We start from the raw sequence: 17107 nt of genomic DNA, 5'->3' as shown, positions 1-17107 counted from the left end.
AGACATTTTTACAGGGAATTTGAGCGTTTTTTACGGGCTGCAGTTGGTTAATCGGAATAGCTTTGTAAAACGCTGATCACGCTATATAAACAACGAATTCAATATCATGGAGATAAAATAATAAGATTTGTTAACCAACCTTAAATTATAGTAACATGGAAACGTTATATATTTCTTCACGTGCACGCGGCACTATAAATGCAGCACTCATTAAGATGATTAAAATCAACGATTTTTCGGCCACCCCTAAATATGTGCAGGTAGCCGATGCGATTGTGGAGGCCATTAAGCAAAAGGTGGTCGAAATCGGTGATGCACTTCCATCTATTAATGATTTAAGTTATCAACTGCAAATTGCACGGGATACGGTAGAGAAAGGGTATCGTAAATTGCGCCAGGAAGAGATTATCAAATCTTCTCCGGGAAAGGGGTATTTCGTTGCGAAAGAACAATCTTTTCGCTTGCGGACAGCGGTATTCTTAAATAAATTAAGCGCGCATAAGAAGATTGTTTACGATGCATTAGCAGCTAAGTTGGGAAGCGAGGCTTCCATAGATCTATTTGTATATAATAGTGATATTGCCCAACTGCGTACATTATTGCAAAACCTATCGCAGCCGTATGATTATTATGTAGTCTTTCCCTACTTTAAGGAGGGGAGAGAAAAAGCGGCAGAAGTATTATCTGTAATCCCAACGGATAAGTTGTTGTTGTTAGGAAGGGATGTTAATGGCGTCCATGGAGATTTTCCGATTGTATGCGAAAATCATGAGAAAGATATATACGAAGCATTGGAATCTATCCGGGAACCGCTTTCCAAATACAGTATGCTCAAATTGGTTTTCCCGGATAATAGCGATTATCCGAAAACCATTATCAAAGGTTTCTATAAATTCTGTCAGGAATACGCTTTTGATCATCTGTTGGTCGGCGATCTGGATGAGGAACCCATAGAAAAAGAAACCTGTTATATTAATCTGGCGGAGGATGACTTATTTCGTCTGTTGGATAAAGTAAGTGTAAAAGGGCTAGAAATCGGAAGAGATATAGGTATTATTTCATACAACGAAACGCCACTTAAAAAGTTTATATTAAACGGTATTACAACTATTTCTACGGATTTTCGTCTGATGGGTGAATACGCAGCTACCAGTATTCTGGATGGACTAAAAAGTCGTTTAGAAGTGCCTTTTTATACTGTTTTACGTGCTTCTGTATAAGCTAATGTACGCGGCCATATCACGACGTGACAGGACGCCGCAGGATGCAAAATCCTATTTTGTTTTGTAGTTTAGCCCTGCTTTTAAAAACAATGAACTAAACCTATGTTTTCACATAAAATTAATATATATATCATTTGCACACTTCTTCTGTACATTGTCGTTCCTGTTTATGCACAGGTTGCAAAAGAAGTACAATATTTATCGGGTAGCGATAACGAACATACCGTGGAGTGGGATTTTTGGATCACGGGCGGAAGACAAGCCGGGAAGTGGTCAAAAATTGCAGTACCTAGCCATTGGGAACAGCAGGGCTTCGGATCCTATAATTATGGTCGCGACTACGTGACCTACGGTAAGAATTTTCGTTTTCATGAAGAAAAAGGCATTTATCGGCATACATTCGAGGTGCCGGCAAACTGGAAAAACAAAAAGATATCCATCGTTTTCGAAGGATCGATGACGGATACCGAGGTAAAGATCAATGGGAAATCAGCCGGTGATATCCATCAAGGTTCTTTCTATCGGTTTAAGTATGATATTACAGACAAGGTTCACTTCGACAAAGAGAATACGTTAGAAGCAATCGTATCCAAGATGTCAGCAGATAATTCTGTAAATAATGCGGAACGCTTAGCGGACTATTGGATTTTTGGGGGGATATACCGCCCTGTATATTTGGAGGCAACGCCCAAAGCACACATTGCTTGGACAGCTATTGACGCAAGAGCTGATGGGACGTTTAAGAGCAATGTTTATGTAGAGAATATTCAAGAAAATTCAACCCTACGTGTAATGCTAAAAGATAAAGAAGGGCATGTTGTAGGAACACAAAGTGTAAAGCTACAACCTTCCGATTCCGTAAAATTAGTAACGCTAAGTGTGGGCCAACCAGATTTATGGACGGCAGAAACACCGCATTTATACCATGCTGTCTTTACACTAGAGAATGATCGCGGAGAAAACTATCAAACAACAGAGCGTTTCGGGTTTCGTACGATTGAGGTACGTCAGGGAGACGGGATATATGTAAACGGTGTGAAGGTGAAAATGAAAGGTGTAAACCGCCATGTATGGTGGCCTGAAACAGGTCGTTCCGTCAATCCAAGATTGGATTTGAACGATGTGAAGCTCATCAAAGAAATGAATATGAATGCGGTGCGCTGTTCACACTATCCACCCGACAAATCGTTTCTGGATTACTGCGACTCCCTAGGACTATATGTGTTGGATGAACTTGCTGGTTGGCAAAAAGCTTACGGAACACCTGTTGGCAAGAAATTGGTAAAAGAAATGGTTATGCGTGATGCAAACCATCCGTCTATTGTATTGTGGAGCAATGGCAACGAGGGAGGTCATAACAAGGAGCTTGTTGATGAATACGCAAAGTATGATTTGTCTGCACGAACGGTGATTCATGCCCACCATCGGCCGGGAAATGCCATTAACGGTATAGACGGTAATCATTATGAAGATTATTATTCCACAAAGAAAATACTGGAAGGCCCAAATATCTATATGACGACAGAATTCTTGCATGCGCAGGACGATGGTGGGGCAGCAGCTGGATTAGCGGACATCTGGGAGCTACATTGGGAAGCGAAGCTTGGCGGAGGAGGTTTTATCTGGAACTTCGCCGATGAGGGGATTGTACGGACGGATTTCAATGGGACTATCGATGTTAATCGGGTAAATGCACCGGACGGTATTTTAGGGCCTTACCGCCAAAAGGAAGGGAGCTTCTTTGCGATAAAAGAGATTTTTTCGCCCGTTCATATCAAGTTGAAAAAACTGCCGGCTGATTTCGATGGAAACATCGAGGTAGAAAATCGTTACCATCATACCGACCTTTCTGCCTGTACGTTTGCCTACAAGTTGGTTCGCTATCAGCCACCCTATGCAGATGCTAATGGGATACGGACGGAAAAAGAATATGACCTAAATGCGCCGGCTATAAAGCCAACCGAAAAAGGAACTTTAAAGCTTAACCTGCCGGAAGACTGGAAAGCTTACGACGCATTATGGTTAACAGCTACTGATCCTCATGGCGAAGAAATATATACTTGGTCTTGGCGGATTCGGGATAATGCGGCTATTACGAAAGATATCTTACCTGTCAAGACGGCGACTACGGTGGAACTGACAGAGGATAGTGTACACTATGTGTTGAAAGCCAATGGTATTACTGCCTTTATCGCCAAGGAAACAGGTTTGTTGGCAGATTTAGCCAATGAGTATAGCATGAAGCTGGCTTTCCGAGATGGTCCGCTCTTGATTGACGGGGAATATACCTTGAAAGGGGTAAAGACAACTTCGGCAGGCGAAAATAAGGTGGTAGAATTTGATTTTGACGGTCAATTGGATTATATACGTTGGACGATGCTGCCTAATGGATGGTTAAAATTGGACTATCGTTATGACATGCATGGAAAACGTCCGTATGCCGGGGTGAGCTTTAATTTTCCGGAAAATTATATCATCACGGCAAAATGGTTGGGTAACGGACCGTATCGTGTTTGGAAAAACCGGCTACAAGGCGTTACCCTAAATACGTGGGAGAATATGTATAACGACTCCAGGGCAGGGATCGGGCCTTGGGAGTTTCCGGAATTTAAAGGCTATTTTTCGGACGTGAGTTGGGTGCAGTTTAACACCACGCAAGGTAAGTTTCTCGTGGCGACTGACCAGGAGGATATGTACCTGCGTTTATTTGATTTTTATGGTATTTCCGGACCGAAGCATTATCCCGAGCTTCCTGCAGGTGATATCTCGTTTTTAGATGCGATTCCCGCTGTTGGAACCAAATTGGCGATGGGTATTAACAACAGACCCGGCGTAAATGGTCCGGCGGGTGAAATGACCGTCTTGGATCAACCGGTATCCCGCACGCTTTATTTCTACTTCGGCATACCGCGTGGGGAAAAAGAAAATACCCAATTTGTGATGCCTGAAGAAAATATCCTGACCGATTAGGGATAATTTATGCAGCGTTTTAAGATACTCTTTTAGTTTTTAGTTTAGTTAAGTTTAGCTCGGTTGGTCAACAAGTATGTTGGCCAACTTTTTTAGTCGGCTTTTGACGTCCACACGCAAGGTCTAATATATTTCGTTGGAATAATTCGATTAATGTCTCCATAACTGTTTGTTGTAATAAACAATTCTCGGTAAAATTGTTTATTACAACAAACAATTTCCAAAACAACACCGATATCTCGCGGAACTGCTACTGGTATTCTAACGATCAAACCACTATGACCTTGCACAAAAGAAAGATCTTCACAAAAGGTTCAAAAACACGCCAATTTTCGGGGCGTTCCCAAAAACTTTCTGGCGCGTTTTTGAACCTTTATAGATGCTATTTGAGCTATTTTAATGGTTGAAATCACGGTTTTTGATGCCGATAGGGCTGTTTTTTTGTGTTGGCACGTAAAAACAGCAGCTAAAAATCAGCTTCATGTTTTACAAAAACAACTTCATCTTTTACAAAAGCAGCTTTATCTTCTACGAGAATAGCTTCATCTGTGAACAGATTAATCTTATCTTTTTCCAAAACAGCTACACTGTCAGGAGAAACAACTTCATCTCCAGATAGATTAACTTCACTTTATACAGAAACAGCTTCATCCGCCGGACAATTGGGAACACTTTTAACCGGAATAGGTACATCCCGGAGCAGGTCAGCTTCATCTGCCGTAAAAACAGCTTTACGTTCCACTGAAATGGGAATATCCTACTGGAGAATAACTTCATATATGGACAACATAGGAACATCTTTTGGAAAAGCAGGAACATTATTAGCCGTGACAACTTCATCTTTTGAAAGGAAAGGTTTATGTTTTTGCCAAACAGCTTTATCTCCAAGCAAGAGGAAGGGCTATTTTTTGACCCGGCGTAAATGGTCCGGCGGGAGAAATGACAGTCTTGGGTCAACCGGTATCCCGCACGCTCTATTTCTATTTCGGCATACCGTGAGGGAAAAAAGAGAATACCCAATTTGTGATGCTTGAAGAAAATATCCTGACCGATTAGGGATAATTTATGTAGCGTTTTAAGATACTTTTTTATTATGGAGTATCTTCTCATATTCACGAGGAGGAATGCCAACTTTTTCTTTAAACTGTTTTGAAAAATGTTGTATGGAATCAAAATGAAGTTCGTATGCAATCTCCTTGATATTCTTATCACTATATGTCAGCATATTTTTCGCATAATCAATCTTTAGCTGTATACTATACTGTTTCATAGAGAGACCCGTATATTTTTTAAACAATTTGCGAAGAGTAGCATAGCTAATATCCAAATGGTCCGTTATACTTTCCATAGAAATCTGCTCAAAGATACTTTCTCTTAACAAAACCTTTGTCTTCGTTATGATTTCATCATGAAGACCTTCATATTTAAGTCTCTGTTGACGAATGGCCATTTGTAGCATCCCCAATAAATAAATTACGGCTCCACTTACCAATGCCTGATATCCGGTGTATTCGTACTTTGTATGTTCCATAATATTTTCAAATGCATAAATCATTTGGCTTTGCATGCCAATCTGAAGAACTGGTTGATTCCTATCAAAAACACCTTTTTTCATAAGTTCATCTACCATTGTACCATCAAAACCAACCCAATATTCACACCAGCCTACCTCACGATCCGGGATATAGCTGTGCCATTCACCAGGAAACAGTAATAGTACCGTACCGGCGGTCACTGTGGTCAGACTAACGCTATCCGATTGAAAGCTCCCCTTACCATGTGTAATATAGATGAGCTGATATTCGTCGAGAAGCCGTCCCTGGTGCCAATTAAAAATGTAGGGTGCAGGATGTCTATCGGGAGCCGGATAGACAGCGCTAGGTTTAATTGTTCCGCATCCGACATGTAAGACAGAAGCTCCCCACATTCTATCTTCTCCACTAAGAGGTAGATATTTCGTATAGCTTTCCATAATAGTTCAAAAAACACAAATTAAATATCATTTTTTACAAGCGGCTCTATCCACTTCTCCATAGTTTTGATATCCAAACAGTAAAAAATTTATTGTATAAACATAGTGATTGATGAAAGAAAATCAAATTAAAAACTCAGTTAAAATTGGCCTTTTCGGAATCGGACTAGACACGTACTGGTCACAGTTTGATGGACTAAAGGAACAGCTTGAAGGCTATCTCTCATCTGTGGAGGAACGTCTAACCAAAGTACATCCCAATATTCTCAATATCGGTTTAGTCGACAACGTCGACAAAGCATTTGCTGCCGGACGATACTTTCGGGAAGAGTGTGTCGATCTTATTTTTCTGCACGTAACAACTTATGCCCTATCATCTACAGTACTGCCAGTTGTACAACAGGCCAAAGTGCCCGTCATCATTCTGAACCTGTCTCCTGCACCTGCTATCGATTATGTAGCGTTCAACCAATTAGGAGACAGACGCAAAATGACAGGCAAATGGTTGGAATATTGCTCAGCATGTCCTGTTCCAGAGATTGCCAATGTATTTAAACGTACTGGCATTCAATTCCATGAGGTAACGGGGATGCTATACAATGATGATTATTGTTGGAATGAGATCAATGAATGGGTGCAAGCCGCTGTAGTACGCCATACTATGGCCAACAATAGATTAGGCTGTATGGGGCATTACTACAGTGGAATGCTTGATATATATACAGACCTTACACAGCTCTATGCTACATTCGGTGGACATATAGAACTCATCGAGGTTGATGAACTCTCCGCTTTTCGAGCGGATATCGAGCAGAAGGCAATCACCAACCGTATGGAGGAGTTTGTCAAAAATTTTGATATACAACCTGACTGCTCTGCAGAAGCATTGATGGATGCAGCGCGCACTTCTGTTGCCCTAGATAAACTCGTGTCTAAATACAAACTCGGATCAATAGCCTATTATTATAAAGGCTCAGGAAACCCTGCTAATGAAGATACCATAAGTTCTATTATATTAGGCAATAGCTTGTTGACTGCCAATGGTATTCCTGTAGCTGGAGAATATGAAATCAAAAACGTGCAGGCGATGAAAATCATGGATAGCTTCCATGCTGGTGGCTCGTTTACGGAATACTATGCGATTGACTATCAAGATGATGCTGTGCTGATGGGGCATGATGGACCAGGCCATATTGCGATAGCGGAAGGGAAGACCAAGGTCAAACCACTAACGGTATACCATGGAAAAGTAGGGAAGGGATTATCCGTGGAGATGTCTGTTAAAAACGGACCAGTCACTCTTCTCTCTGTAATTGAAGGAAAAAATAAATCTCTCGAATTTCTTATAGCGGAAGGATATTCGGTAGCAGGCCCCATTTTAGAAATAGGCAATAGCAACAGCAGATACAAATTTTCTGTCGGCGCGAGACAATTTGTAAACAGTTGGAATAGTCATGGTCCGGCACATCATTGTGCGGTAGGAACAGGGCATATTGCTTCGAAGATCAAAAAACTTGCATCCTTATTCGGTATGGGCTTTAGTCAAGTGTGCTAATAGCCGGTGTATAGTAGTAGAGCACACCATCTATTTCTTGAATACTTGCATCAGTAATCATATCCGGCATCAGTAGATTGCTGAATGGATGCAGAAGCTGCGCTCTTACTTTTGAGAACAACAGTATGCTAAGGACATTAAAAACAAATATCTTTTTGTTTTAATGTCCTTATTTTGCGTTTGATAAAGCTATAAACCTCCTGCCAACCAATTCTATTCATCCATGTACATCCTTACTTTAGTAATTCTAACAGCTGTTGGGTTATTGTCTAACATGGTCGATAAGAACCCGAGTGTTATGGTTTGGTCCGTATCTAGTTGAAAGTTTACCGTTATATCCTTTCCATTTAAACTATTGTTTGTCAGTTGAAAATATCCTAAGGCTTGTTCGATATCGGAAACATCGGGAAGCTGTTGACCTAGTGAAATGACGAGAAATGTTGCTTCGCACTCGAAATCTATATTTGAAACTGTTGCAACATAACGATATTTACCTTTAGGAAGTTGAAGTGTTTGTGAAATTTTCCCGTTTATAATAGAAGGGGTTCCCCAATATTCAAATGATAGATAGCCATTGTTGTCCAAATTATCGAATCCTCCGACACCGTTATGATTTTTTGCTGCTTGGTTTGTATCCCAGTCCTTTAAATTTCCCCATCGACCGGAGATGTCCGTACCAAGAAACGGACCTCCACCATTTTGAAGTATAATCTCATTTGCTCGTATGGTTACTATCGAGGCATAAAATGTATCTATTGATAAGCTGTCCGGTTTGTACATAGTCTGATATTTGATCTCGGTTCCCAGATCCTGTCCATAGAGTTCCGTAATTGTTTCATCGTTTTTCACAATTAACGTCTTATTTTCACCTGCTAAATTTTTGTAGGACAAACGTACGCCGACAGAAGTGCTGTCGGCTAATAGCCAATTTACAAACGTATTTCCTCCTATTTGAAATTTGGCTCCCTCAACGGATCGGTTGGGCAAACTTTGCTCATAATTTTCTCCATATACCATTCCTGAGGCATAAACCGGTATTGAACGATTCCCCTCATCATCCATCGTGCATACTTCAAAGCTATGAAACCCTTGGCTTAGGTCTTCTATAATCGTTTGAACGGTATCGACACTAGTTCCTCTTTTGATGTTTATTTTTCGCTCTTTCGTTTTATTAGCCCAATATATCATTGCTGAGCTTACTTTCGGATCAGAAACTATTAACCACTGTAGCTTAACCCGTTCCCGTCCTGCAAAAATCTGCAGGGAATCAGGTTTACCGATATATATAATCTCTTCCTTATCAAAATATTTTTTGTAATCATCCATCTTTGTGCACGAATACAACATAAACACACCCCAGAGTAGGAGCACTTTATTTAATACATACAATATCGCTTTCATATCAATTATTTTCATTACCATAAAATGTCATTTCAGAAATGTGAGAAGCTAGTCCTCCCGGTCCGACCCATGGCTCTAAAATTTTTACCCGGATATAGCGCACTTTTGGAGCATCGAGCGCAATATTAGTTTCTTCACCACGGGCAGCAGCTGCTACATCCTCGGCGGTATTTAAGCCCAAAGGCTGCTTAGATGGTTTTTCCGAGATACACGAGGCTAAAAACTGCCAGTTATCCCAACTTCCATTGACAGGAGGATTAGTCGTACCCCACAATTCGTAGCGTTTCGGGTTGCCGTGATTAAAAATCCATTGTCCCTGTCTTTGCCAAAGTACAAAGCGGCTTAATTGTGCTTCTACACCCAGATCAAATGTGAAATGCATAGGCATCGTAGCATCGGTAGAGTGCCACATATAGCCTTCTGCAGCGATTACATTGTCCCAAAGGTTTGATATTGGCAATCCCCAGCCTACAGCAACATCCGTTGGTAACGTTACAGATCTGAAGCGACTCTTATCCAATTCTTTTTCAAAAATTGGTGTTAATGTCTCAAATACCGTGTCCGTTCTATTATTCCATCTATCCCGTAGGTAGACTGCGAAATTGGTTTCTTCTGAATCAAATCCTCGAGCTGTTAATGATACCATTTTCCCAGACGTATAGAACGTCTCTTTATCGACATAATTACCATGGTCATCTTTGTAGGCTACGATAAGCGACAATGGCGTCTCAGCTACATTTTCAAAAGTCACGTTTATCCCACCAAAATCAGCTTGTAGTGACATCGTTTTTCTTGCGACATAAACTGGCGGAAGGAGGCATTTTACAGATAGATCTGTTGGTTCCGAACGAATCTCCGTACGGGTAACAGCATACAGCAATAAATTATACGTACTTGTATCAGCAAACCCGTCAATAGTAATCGAATTGGTATAGGTTGACGACTTATTCTGAATCTTTCGGCCGTATTTGTCCGTATACTCTGCCAGTACATAAAGAAGATCACGCTCTTTGGGTAATTCGTACGTTACCTTTACCGCTCCGGGTAATGCTTCTACTTTACTTACTTTAACTAAACCGGGGGCATCACCAGCAGGATAAATCGGTTCTATTTTATTTTCTTTGCAGCCCATTATTAACCAAATGAACATAGCTGCAGCGATAGATATATTTTTCATTTTATACATTATTCAATTCTTACCATCCTAGGTTTTGTACCAGATTGGGATTAACCACTAGACTATATTCTTTAATGGGCCATAGATAATCACGAGGCGCAGTAAAACGTTGACTATAAATTAGTTTTCTGCGATAATAGTTTTCAGCATACTCCTGTTCAATATCCCAGCCATATATTGGTTTATTGAGCTCTTCTGCTGCTTTTTTCCACCGGCGAAGATCCCAGAAACGATGCCCTTCAAAAGCCAGTTCCGCTCCACGTTCCTGATAGATAACTTCTCTCAACCCATCTTGATCTTGTATTTTTGAGGGAGATCTAGCAAAGTTTGTCCAAGATTCCTGTACCGTCGGTATTCCCGCGCGTACCCTGACCATATTAAGATACTTAAAAGTGGTTTCGCTTGGTCCATATACTTCATTAGCCGCCTCTGCGTGCAAGAGATATAAGTCTGCTAGCCGCATAATTGGCCACGGATACTGTTCCTGTGAAACAGCCTGTCCAGATTGTACAACGAATTTCCAATTCACTAATTTTTTCGGGAAGTAACCAGTGATAGAATACCCAAATGCAGATTTACGTGATTGAGGTTGGCCTGATTTTGCTTGAACGGGCCAGATACCATTTTCCATATACCACAATGCGCCATCGAACGCCACACTGGAATAGAATCTTGGTTCGCGCTGAAAATGTAGACTAGCGGTAGTATATCCCTGTTGTATATAATCCAATTCACTGTTTCCTGCTGTCTTGAGGGCAAATCGTCCTGAGTAATCCCATGTTCGGTCTTCGTTAATAGGCAAACCATTTCTGGTATAAAAACTCTCAGCGATGGACAATGTTGGAGAAATTTGCCCTAATGGCGTCTCATTACTTGGATAGGCGGGGTTTAATCGAGGCATAGCCTGAAGTTGTATACCTGATCCTGTCCCATTCGTAAACCCCCAGATCAGTTCCTCGTTCCAAGGGTCACACAATGCGTTTCGTAGATCCATCTCCAAACGTTGGCGGTCGCTTATATCCACTAGGAGATTTGAAAACTTATATAACTTTATACCCACGTCCTCACAAGCGACAATTGCTTCTTCACAAGCAGCAAGCGCTTTCTCCCATTTTGAAGGATCAGAAACATGAGAAAATAATTCGATGCCATCATTGTTTACTATATTGTTATAATCGGGATTGCCGTTAAACAGTGGACTTGCCACCATAACAAGGACACGAGCTTTGATAGCAAGCGCGATAGGTCGAGTGATATGTCCTAATTCTGTTGCTCTATTTTGGATTTGATCCGGTAACTTTAAGGCCGCACTGTCAATAAGGGACACGATGTAGTCCGTGACCTCATCTATAGGTCTACGGTAGATGCGAACCTCCTCTTTGCTTGCTGAGATGGGAATATTTTTATCGATAATGGGAATGGCGCCGTACATTCGCATTAGATAAAAATGATAATAGGCCTTAAGAAATTCGACTTCCCCAATCCATCTTGTTTTCATAAAGGGATCTAGATCGACGGCCTGATCAATTTTCTCCAAAAAAATATTGCAGTCGCGTAAAGCTCTAAATAACGGTTTTCCCGCCTGGTTTCCGTCCCAATAGTTCAGTAAAGGGTCTACAATCCCTTGGTTTCCACGGGCAATTTCTTGCGGTATGGACGGCAGACGACTTAACCCAGTAATAGGCCAATACGTCCATAACTCATCTCCTCCAAGCAAGGCCGGATTTTCATATACGTGGCTTTCTTGCGGAAGATAGGAATAACAAGTGAAAAGAAACTTTTCCGCTTCGTTTCTATTTGTGAATGCATTATCGATTGTCGCTACATTATCCGGAACAATATCGAGGTAATCCTTACAAGCAACTAGTGTAAACACTAAAATTGTCCATATCAATCTTGACTTTTTCATGTCTAAAATCCAATTTGTAAACCTAAATTCAATACACGCTGCACGGGATATCCTAACCCGTTTCCTCCCATTTCAATATCCCACAGCTTGAAACCGCTAATATTGGCTAAATTTATTCCGCTAAAATACGCTCTAACCATCCCCAACTGGAAGCGTGATGTTAAGTTCTCTGGCAGGCTATAGCCGAATTCCACTGTTTTTAAGCGCAGAAATGCTCCATTACGCATAAACCAAGTACTTGTTTGTGTATTGTTATTATTAACCGTATTACTTAATCTTGGCCAAATGGCGTATAAGTTTCTATTGCTCTCCGACCAATAATTTTGGGCATAAACATCTAACAGCGCATTCTGTGTTCCGCCCAGCGTTTCGCCGGGATAATTATAGGGTACAAATGGAGCCGTAGCATACGGATCAATCCAAAAAGATGACCTAGCGGATCCTTGTAGGAAGACAGAAAAGTCAAAACCTTTCATTCCTGTTGAAAAGCCAAAGCCATAAATAATTTCGGGCACCGTTGGGTAACCTATGGGGACCTGGTCCAGGTCAGTGATTCGACCGTCTCTATTAATATCTCTATATTTGATATCTCCGGCCATATACTCGCCATAATTCTGTCTGGGAGCATTCTCAACTTCAAATTCGTCAACAAAAAGGCGCTCTGCCACTAATCCAAACACTTGATTGATGGAATTCCCTGGCCTAAGTTTATATTGCTCAATGTATTCAGGCTCTTCATATTCCAGAAACTCGCTTCGGGCATAGGTGAAATTTCCCCGCATCTGTATCCATAAATCACCAAATGACTTATTAAAATCTGCGGAAATGTCCATCCCATAGGCCTTAGCTTTTCCAACATTTGCTCGAACGCCTGCTGAAAGTCCCATTGTCGTCGGGATCGCTGCCCTGTCCATCAAAATATTATCCCTGATTTCATGAAAATAATCTGCCTGTATTTCCACAGCATTGAAAAGCCCTAATTCGACACCCGTATTCAGCTTTTTTGAGCGCTCCCATGTAATCAAACGATTGTCATATCGGTTTACCGTGATCCCGGGACGATAATAGTTAAATCGCTCACCAAATGTTGCTCCTCTCGCATCGTCATTCATATTTACTTCGGAAAGATAAAAAAAGCGGTCATCTGGTCCCCCAATAGCGTCATTTCCAACTATACCATAAGTTGCGCGAAGCTTTAATTTATTGACCGTATTTTCAAGTGGTTTCCAAAAAGCTTCATTGGAGATATACCACCCTGCACCAGCCGCAGGAAAGAATCCGTATCTCTCCGTTTTATAAAAGCGTTCTGAACCGTTGAAACCGAAATTAGCTTCGAGCATATAGCGGTTGTCATATCCGTATGTGAATCTTCCCGATATCCCTTGGTTTCTATACGGAAGTGATTGTTGTAAGGATCCTTGGTTGGCAAATAGTTGCTGTCTGCGGATATACACCAATAGTCCGCTAATATCATGTTTGTCTGCAAAATTATTAATATAATTGATTGCACCTTCCATATATACGGTGGTATTTATATCTTTTGCACCTTCATTATAATCTAAGTATTCTGTAGCTGCCGTTTCATTTAAGAGAGCCAAAGAGTAAGTTTCAGTGAGATTATTGTATCCTGACGCCCGATAGAAAAAAGGGTTGTAGCTACGGTTAAGATCGAAAAATGAGTAACGCGAGGTATTGAATAACCCTCGTAAACTCAGTCCTTTTGTCCAACTTCGTAAATCCTGCTTTAATTCAAACTGCGCATTCATTAGAGACTTAGAGTAATCTTTATACCCCTTCACCATATCAGCATAGGGGTTGATCAGGGATGCTCCTTCAACGTTCCCGAACAGAATATGATTCGTTTTTGGCATCAGTTCTGCAGGAAAATATGCAGGAAAATCTACGGGACTAGACCTCATAATCTTGGTATACATACCCGCCCCGCCATCAATGGGACCTCGGTAATCATCAAAACTACCCGATAATCGAACGATAACTTCTGTAGACGGTGTCATATTTAAGTTCACATTCGAACGCAACTGATAGGACTTGAGGTTAATGTTGCTATTAAAGTTGTTACGTTTATCAACTTTCAAAATCCCGTTATCTTGGTTCATTGTTCCTGCTATATAGTAACGAGCAATTTGTCCCCCTCCGCTTGCACTAAAATTGTAACGCTGGTTCATCGTATAATCCCTTAGCAGAACATCCTCCCAGTCTACAGCCGGATAAACATAAGGGTTTGTATTATTCATCGTGTGATCGATTTTATTTTGGGAGTAGGGCAGAGATCCAAGTGGGTTACGGGTAAGCACGGATTCATTGGCTAGTTGCATATAAGTTATCGGATCTGCCAGCTTAATCTGTGTAGTAGGGGCTGAAATGGAATTTTCTAATCGCAATGATATCCTTGCAGGACCCTCTTTACCAGCTTTCGTTGTAATTAAAATAACACCATTCGCGCCCCTTGCACCGTACAATGCTGTCGCAGTAGCATCCTTCATGATAGAGAAACTTTCGATATCATCCGGTTGCATCCGAGCCAATTCCGTGGAGCTCACCTCAATATTGTCGATCAAAATTAAAGGGTCGACTTTATAACCGAACGTGGTTACTCCCCTGATAAAAAACGATGCATTGTCCTGTCCCGGTTCGCCACTTCGTTGGTAAGCAATTACTCCCGCTATACGTCCGGCTAAAGCTGTGGTAAGATTACTGGAAGGAACCTTTAGTTCCGCTGGATTTACGGTCTCAATAGCGCTGACCATGCTTGATTTCTTTTGAGTTCCGAATGCCACGACAGTCACCTCTTCTAAATCTGAGGATACCCGAGCCAATATAACATCAATTTTGTATTCTCCTGTCGGAGATCGGCTGTAATCAGAAATGGGTATTGCTTTGGTTTGATATCCAACAGAGGTAAAGGTCAGTATGTTTCCTTCTGATGCAACGATCGCGTACTCACCTGAGGTATCCGTATGGGTTGATGTCCCCGTTCCCTGTACGCTAACGGTTACACCTCCTAAAACCTGAGTACTATCTTTTACGGTTCCGGAGATAGTAATACGTTGCGACTTGGCAGCATTGCTTAAGCCAAATATCAACAACATGAATGAGATCATCCTTACGAACTTTATGTTGTTAAGGTGCTTTTTACGTATCATATGGTTTATATTAATTAGTTAATTTGATAGCTTTATCGGCCATTGGAGCTGTTAATTGGGGGTTAAAAGCTCTGACGACTAAACTAATATATTAGAGAAGCACCCGGATTAATATCCGGGGTTCTGCCTCAGACGGCTATTGATCTGTAATTCCGATAAAGGAATAGGCCACAGTTCATTTACGCCGCTTTTAAAAGCCCGTTTTTGATAAATAAGATATCCGTCTTCGTCAACGTCGAAATCTGTATAACTGGCAGGCTCGTTGGTCAATTTCATCCCCGTAAATTGCCGGTTCAGTTCCTTGCCGGCTATACCCCAGCGTAGGATATCAAAATACCGGAGACCTTCGAATGCAAACTCTACTCTCCGCTCTCTTCTGATAGCAGCCCGAAGCTCGGCTTGTTCGGTTGTAGTGACAGGAGGCATATTAACATCTGATCTACTCCGCACCTTATTTATGGTTTGGTCCAACAGGGATCTGTCAATTACGTCGCCTGCTTCAATCTTGGATTCAAGATAGCCAAGTAGAACTTCTGCATATCTAATAAGCGGCCAGTTTGCACCATAGTTCATAAGGTTTCCGTCAAACGAATCATCCATAAATTTTCGGATAGCATACCCGCTCCAGTTATACCGGTTAAAACGATCAGGAGAGGATGTTCCTGGACGGGAAATATATGTCTGTCCTTTAAACACTGATCTATCAGAAATCAATACAGTATAATCCAATCTAGGATCCCTGTTTTCATATGGGTTATGTATCTCGTATAACGGCGATTGTTCAATCGTTTGGCCATCTATACATTCAAAAGTTTTGACTAGTTCATTATATGGAGAAAACTGATGCCAACCTCCCCATGTCTCCGGATAAAGATATTGCGGCATAACATGTCCATAGACATCTTCTTTGTATTGAGAGCTCAAAATGACTTCTTTTCCACCACCGTTACCTAATTGGAAAAGAGATAGAAATTCAGGGTTTATCGTATAGACGTTTGCGTCGATAATTGTTTTATAGGCGTCAGCCGCAGCATCCCATTTTTCCTCAGCCATAAGAAGTCGTCCCAATATCGCCAAAGAAGCTCCTGCAGTAATCCGTCCCTCTTGACCAGCAGGTCTTGTAATAGGCAAGCTAGGATAACTTTCGGAAAGTTCTTTTTCTGCAAAGTACCAAACTTCTTCCTTTGTGGCTCTCTCGACGTTGTTTGCTTCTTCTATTGTTAGTACTTTTGTTATCAAAGGTACTCCTCCGTAGTACAAAGCAAGGTTAAAATATTCGTAGGCTCTCAGCGTACGGACTTCAGAAACCATAATTTCTTTTTCAGTTTCATCCATAGAAACCTGATCGATATGATCCAGAAAATTGTTACATGCTGTAATTTTTTGATATGAATTGGCCCAGTATGATGCAATCAACCCGTATGCAGAATTCACGGTGCCGTCAGTCACTCGGTCGGGAATTAATTCTTTTTCCGAGCCGTTTCCAGCCATTAAATCGAGATATAGTAAACTTCGTGGCGTCCAGAAATCTTCGCCTTTCCAGAAGGCTCCTGTATTATAACATCCCATTAATGCGAGTAGCGCGTCATTTTCTGTATTCCAAAATGTATTATCAGAAACAGCATCCAGCGGATATTTTTCAAAGAAATCCTTGCTGCAGCTGGTAACAATCGCTGCCAGCAACAATATCGATGAACGGGTAATGATGTAAATGTTTTTCAATTTCATGATTGTTA

The 17107-nt window shown here is 41.2% G+C and carries 9 protein-coding genes; 3 read left to right on the top strand and 6 right to left on the bottom strand.

Translation table 11 applies throughout. The features are described 5' to 3' along the window. The first annotated feature begins 155 nt into the window (after positions 1-155). The gene (locus tag EWE74_RS11870; RefSeq protein WP_239018641.1) at positions 156-1220 is read left to right on the top strand and encodes a GntR family transcriptional regulator; all 1065 of its coding nucleotides are present in this window, start codon (positions 156-158) and stop codon (positions 1218-1220) included. Positions 1221-1325: 105 nt separating this feature from the next. Beyond that, positions 1326-4193: a glycoside hydrolase family 2 protein gene (locus EWE74_RS11865; protein WP_130141749.1), complete on the top strand. Its 2868-nt coding sequence runs from the start codon at positions 1326-1328 to the stop codon at positions 4191-4193. 1075 nt (positions 4194-5268) lie between these two features. Here EWE74_RS11865 and EWE74_RS11855 read toward each other — a convergent pair. Then, positions 5269-6165 (bottom strand): helix-turn-helix domain-containing protein, encoded by an 897-nt coding sequence (locus EWE74_RS11855; RefSeq protein ID WP_130141747.1) that lies wholly within the window; start codon positions 6163-6165, stop codon positions 5269-5271. Between the two features lie 112 nt (positions 6166-6277). Here EWE74_RS11855 and EWE74_RS11850 point away from each other — a divergent pair, with 112 nt between their 5' ends. Continuing rightward, positions 6278-7720 (top strand): arabinose isomerase, encoded by a 1443-nt coding sequence (locus tag EWE74_RS11850; protein WP_130141746.1) that lies wholly within the window; start codon positions 6278-6280, stop codon positions 7718-7720. Positions 7721-7933: 213 nt separating this feature from the next. On the opposite strand, the gene EWE74_RS11845 is transcribed toward EWE74_RS11850, so the two are convergent. From EWE74_RS11845 to EWE74_RS11825, 5 genes are all read right to left on the bottom strand, one after another. Further along, on the bottom strand, positions 7934-9121 hold the full coding sequence (locus tag EWE74_RS11845) for a DUF4998 domain-containing protein (protein ID WP_165384701.1): 1188 nt from the start codon (positions 9119-9121) through the stop codon (positions 7934-7936). A gap of 1 nt (position 9122) precedes the next feature. Next, positions 9123-10298 (bottom strand): DUF5000 domain-containing lipoprotein, encoded by a 1176-nt coding sequence (locus EWE74_RS11840; RefSeq protein WP_165384700.1) that lies wholly within the window; start codon positions 10296-10298, stop codon positions 9123-9125. Between the two features lie 19 nt (positions 10299-10317). Further along, positions 10318-12207 carry a RagB/SusD family nutrient uptake outer membrane protein gene (locus EWE74_RS11835; RefSeq protein WP_130141743.1) on the bottom strand — a complete coding sequence of 630 codons (1890 nt, stop codon included), beginning with the start codon at positions 12205-12207 and terminating at the stop codon, positions 10318-10320. A 2-nt stretch (positions 12208-12209) separates the two neighbouring features. Beyond that, positions 12210-15329, bottom strand: coding sequence for a SusC/RagA family TonB-linked outer membrane protein (locus tag EWE74_RS11830; RefSeq protein ID WP_239018640.1), 3120 nt, complete (start codon positions 15327-15329; stop codon positions 12210-12212). 150 nt (positions 15330-15479) lie between these two features. Then, positions 15480-17099 (bottom strand): RagB/SusD family nutrient uptake outer membrane protein, encoded by a 1620-nt coding sequence (locus tag EWE74_RS11825; RefSeq protein ID WP_130141742.1) that lies wholly within the window; start codon positions 17097-17099, stop codon positions 15480-15482. Positions 17100-17107 lie beyond the last annotated feature (8 nt).

The organism is Sphingobacterium corticibacterium (assembly GCF_004208525.1).
Lineage (GTDB): Bacteria > Bacteroidota > Bacteroidia > Sphingobacteriales > Sphingobacteriaceae > Sphingobacterium > Sphingobacterium corticibacterium.
Note: the sequence above shows the minus strand (reverse complement) of the source record. Positions and strands in the feature narration are given on the sequence as shown.

Excerpts from the sequence above, each read along its gene's own strand:
- EWE74_RS11850 (WP_130141746.1), top strand. The coding sequence starts at position 6,278 with ATGAAAGAAAATCAAATTAAAAACTCAGTTAAAATTGGCCTTTTCGGA.
- EWE74_RS11835 (WP_130141743.1), bottom strand. The coding sequence starts at position 12,207 with ATGAAAAAGTCAAGATTGATATGGACAATTTTAGTGTTTACACTAGTT.
- EWE74_RS11855 (WP_130141747.1), bottom strand. The coding sequence starts at position 6,165 with ATGGAAAGCTATACGAAATATCTACCTCTTAGTGGAGAAGATAGAATG.
- EWE74_RS11825 (WP_130141742.1), bottom strand. The coding sequence starts at position 17,099 with ATGAAATTGAAAAACATTTACATCATTACCCGTTCATCGATATTGTTG.
- EWE74_RS11870 (WP_239018641.1), top strand. The coding sequence starts at position 156 with ATGGAAACGTTATATATTTCTTCACGTGCACGCGGCACTATAAATGCA.
- EWE74_RS11845 (WP_165384701.1), bottom strand. The coding sequence starts at position 9,121 with ATGAAAGCGATATTGTATGTATTAAATAAAGTGCTCCTACTCTGGGGT.
- EWE74_RS11840 (WP_165384700.1), bottom strand. The coding sequence starts at position 10,298 with ATGAAAAATATATCTATCGCTGCAGCTATGTTCATTTGGTTAATAATG.
- EWE74_RS11865 (WP_130141749.1), top strand. The coding sequence starts at position 1,326 with ATGTTTTCACATAAAATTAATATATATATCATTTGCACACTTCTTCTG.
- EWE74_RS11830 (WP_239018640.1), bottom strand. The coding sequence starts at position 15,329 with ATGATCTCATTCATGTTGTTGATATTTGGCTTAAGCAATGCTGCCAAG.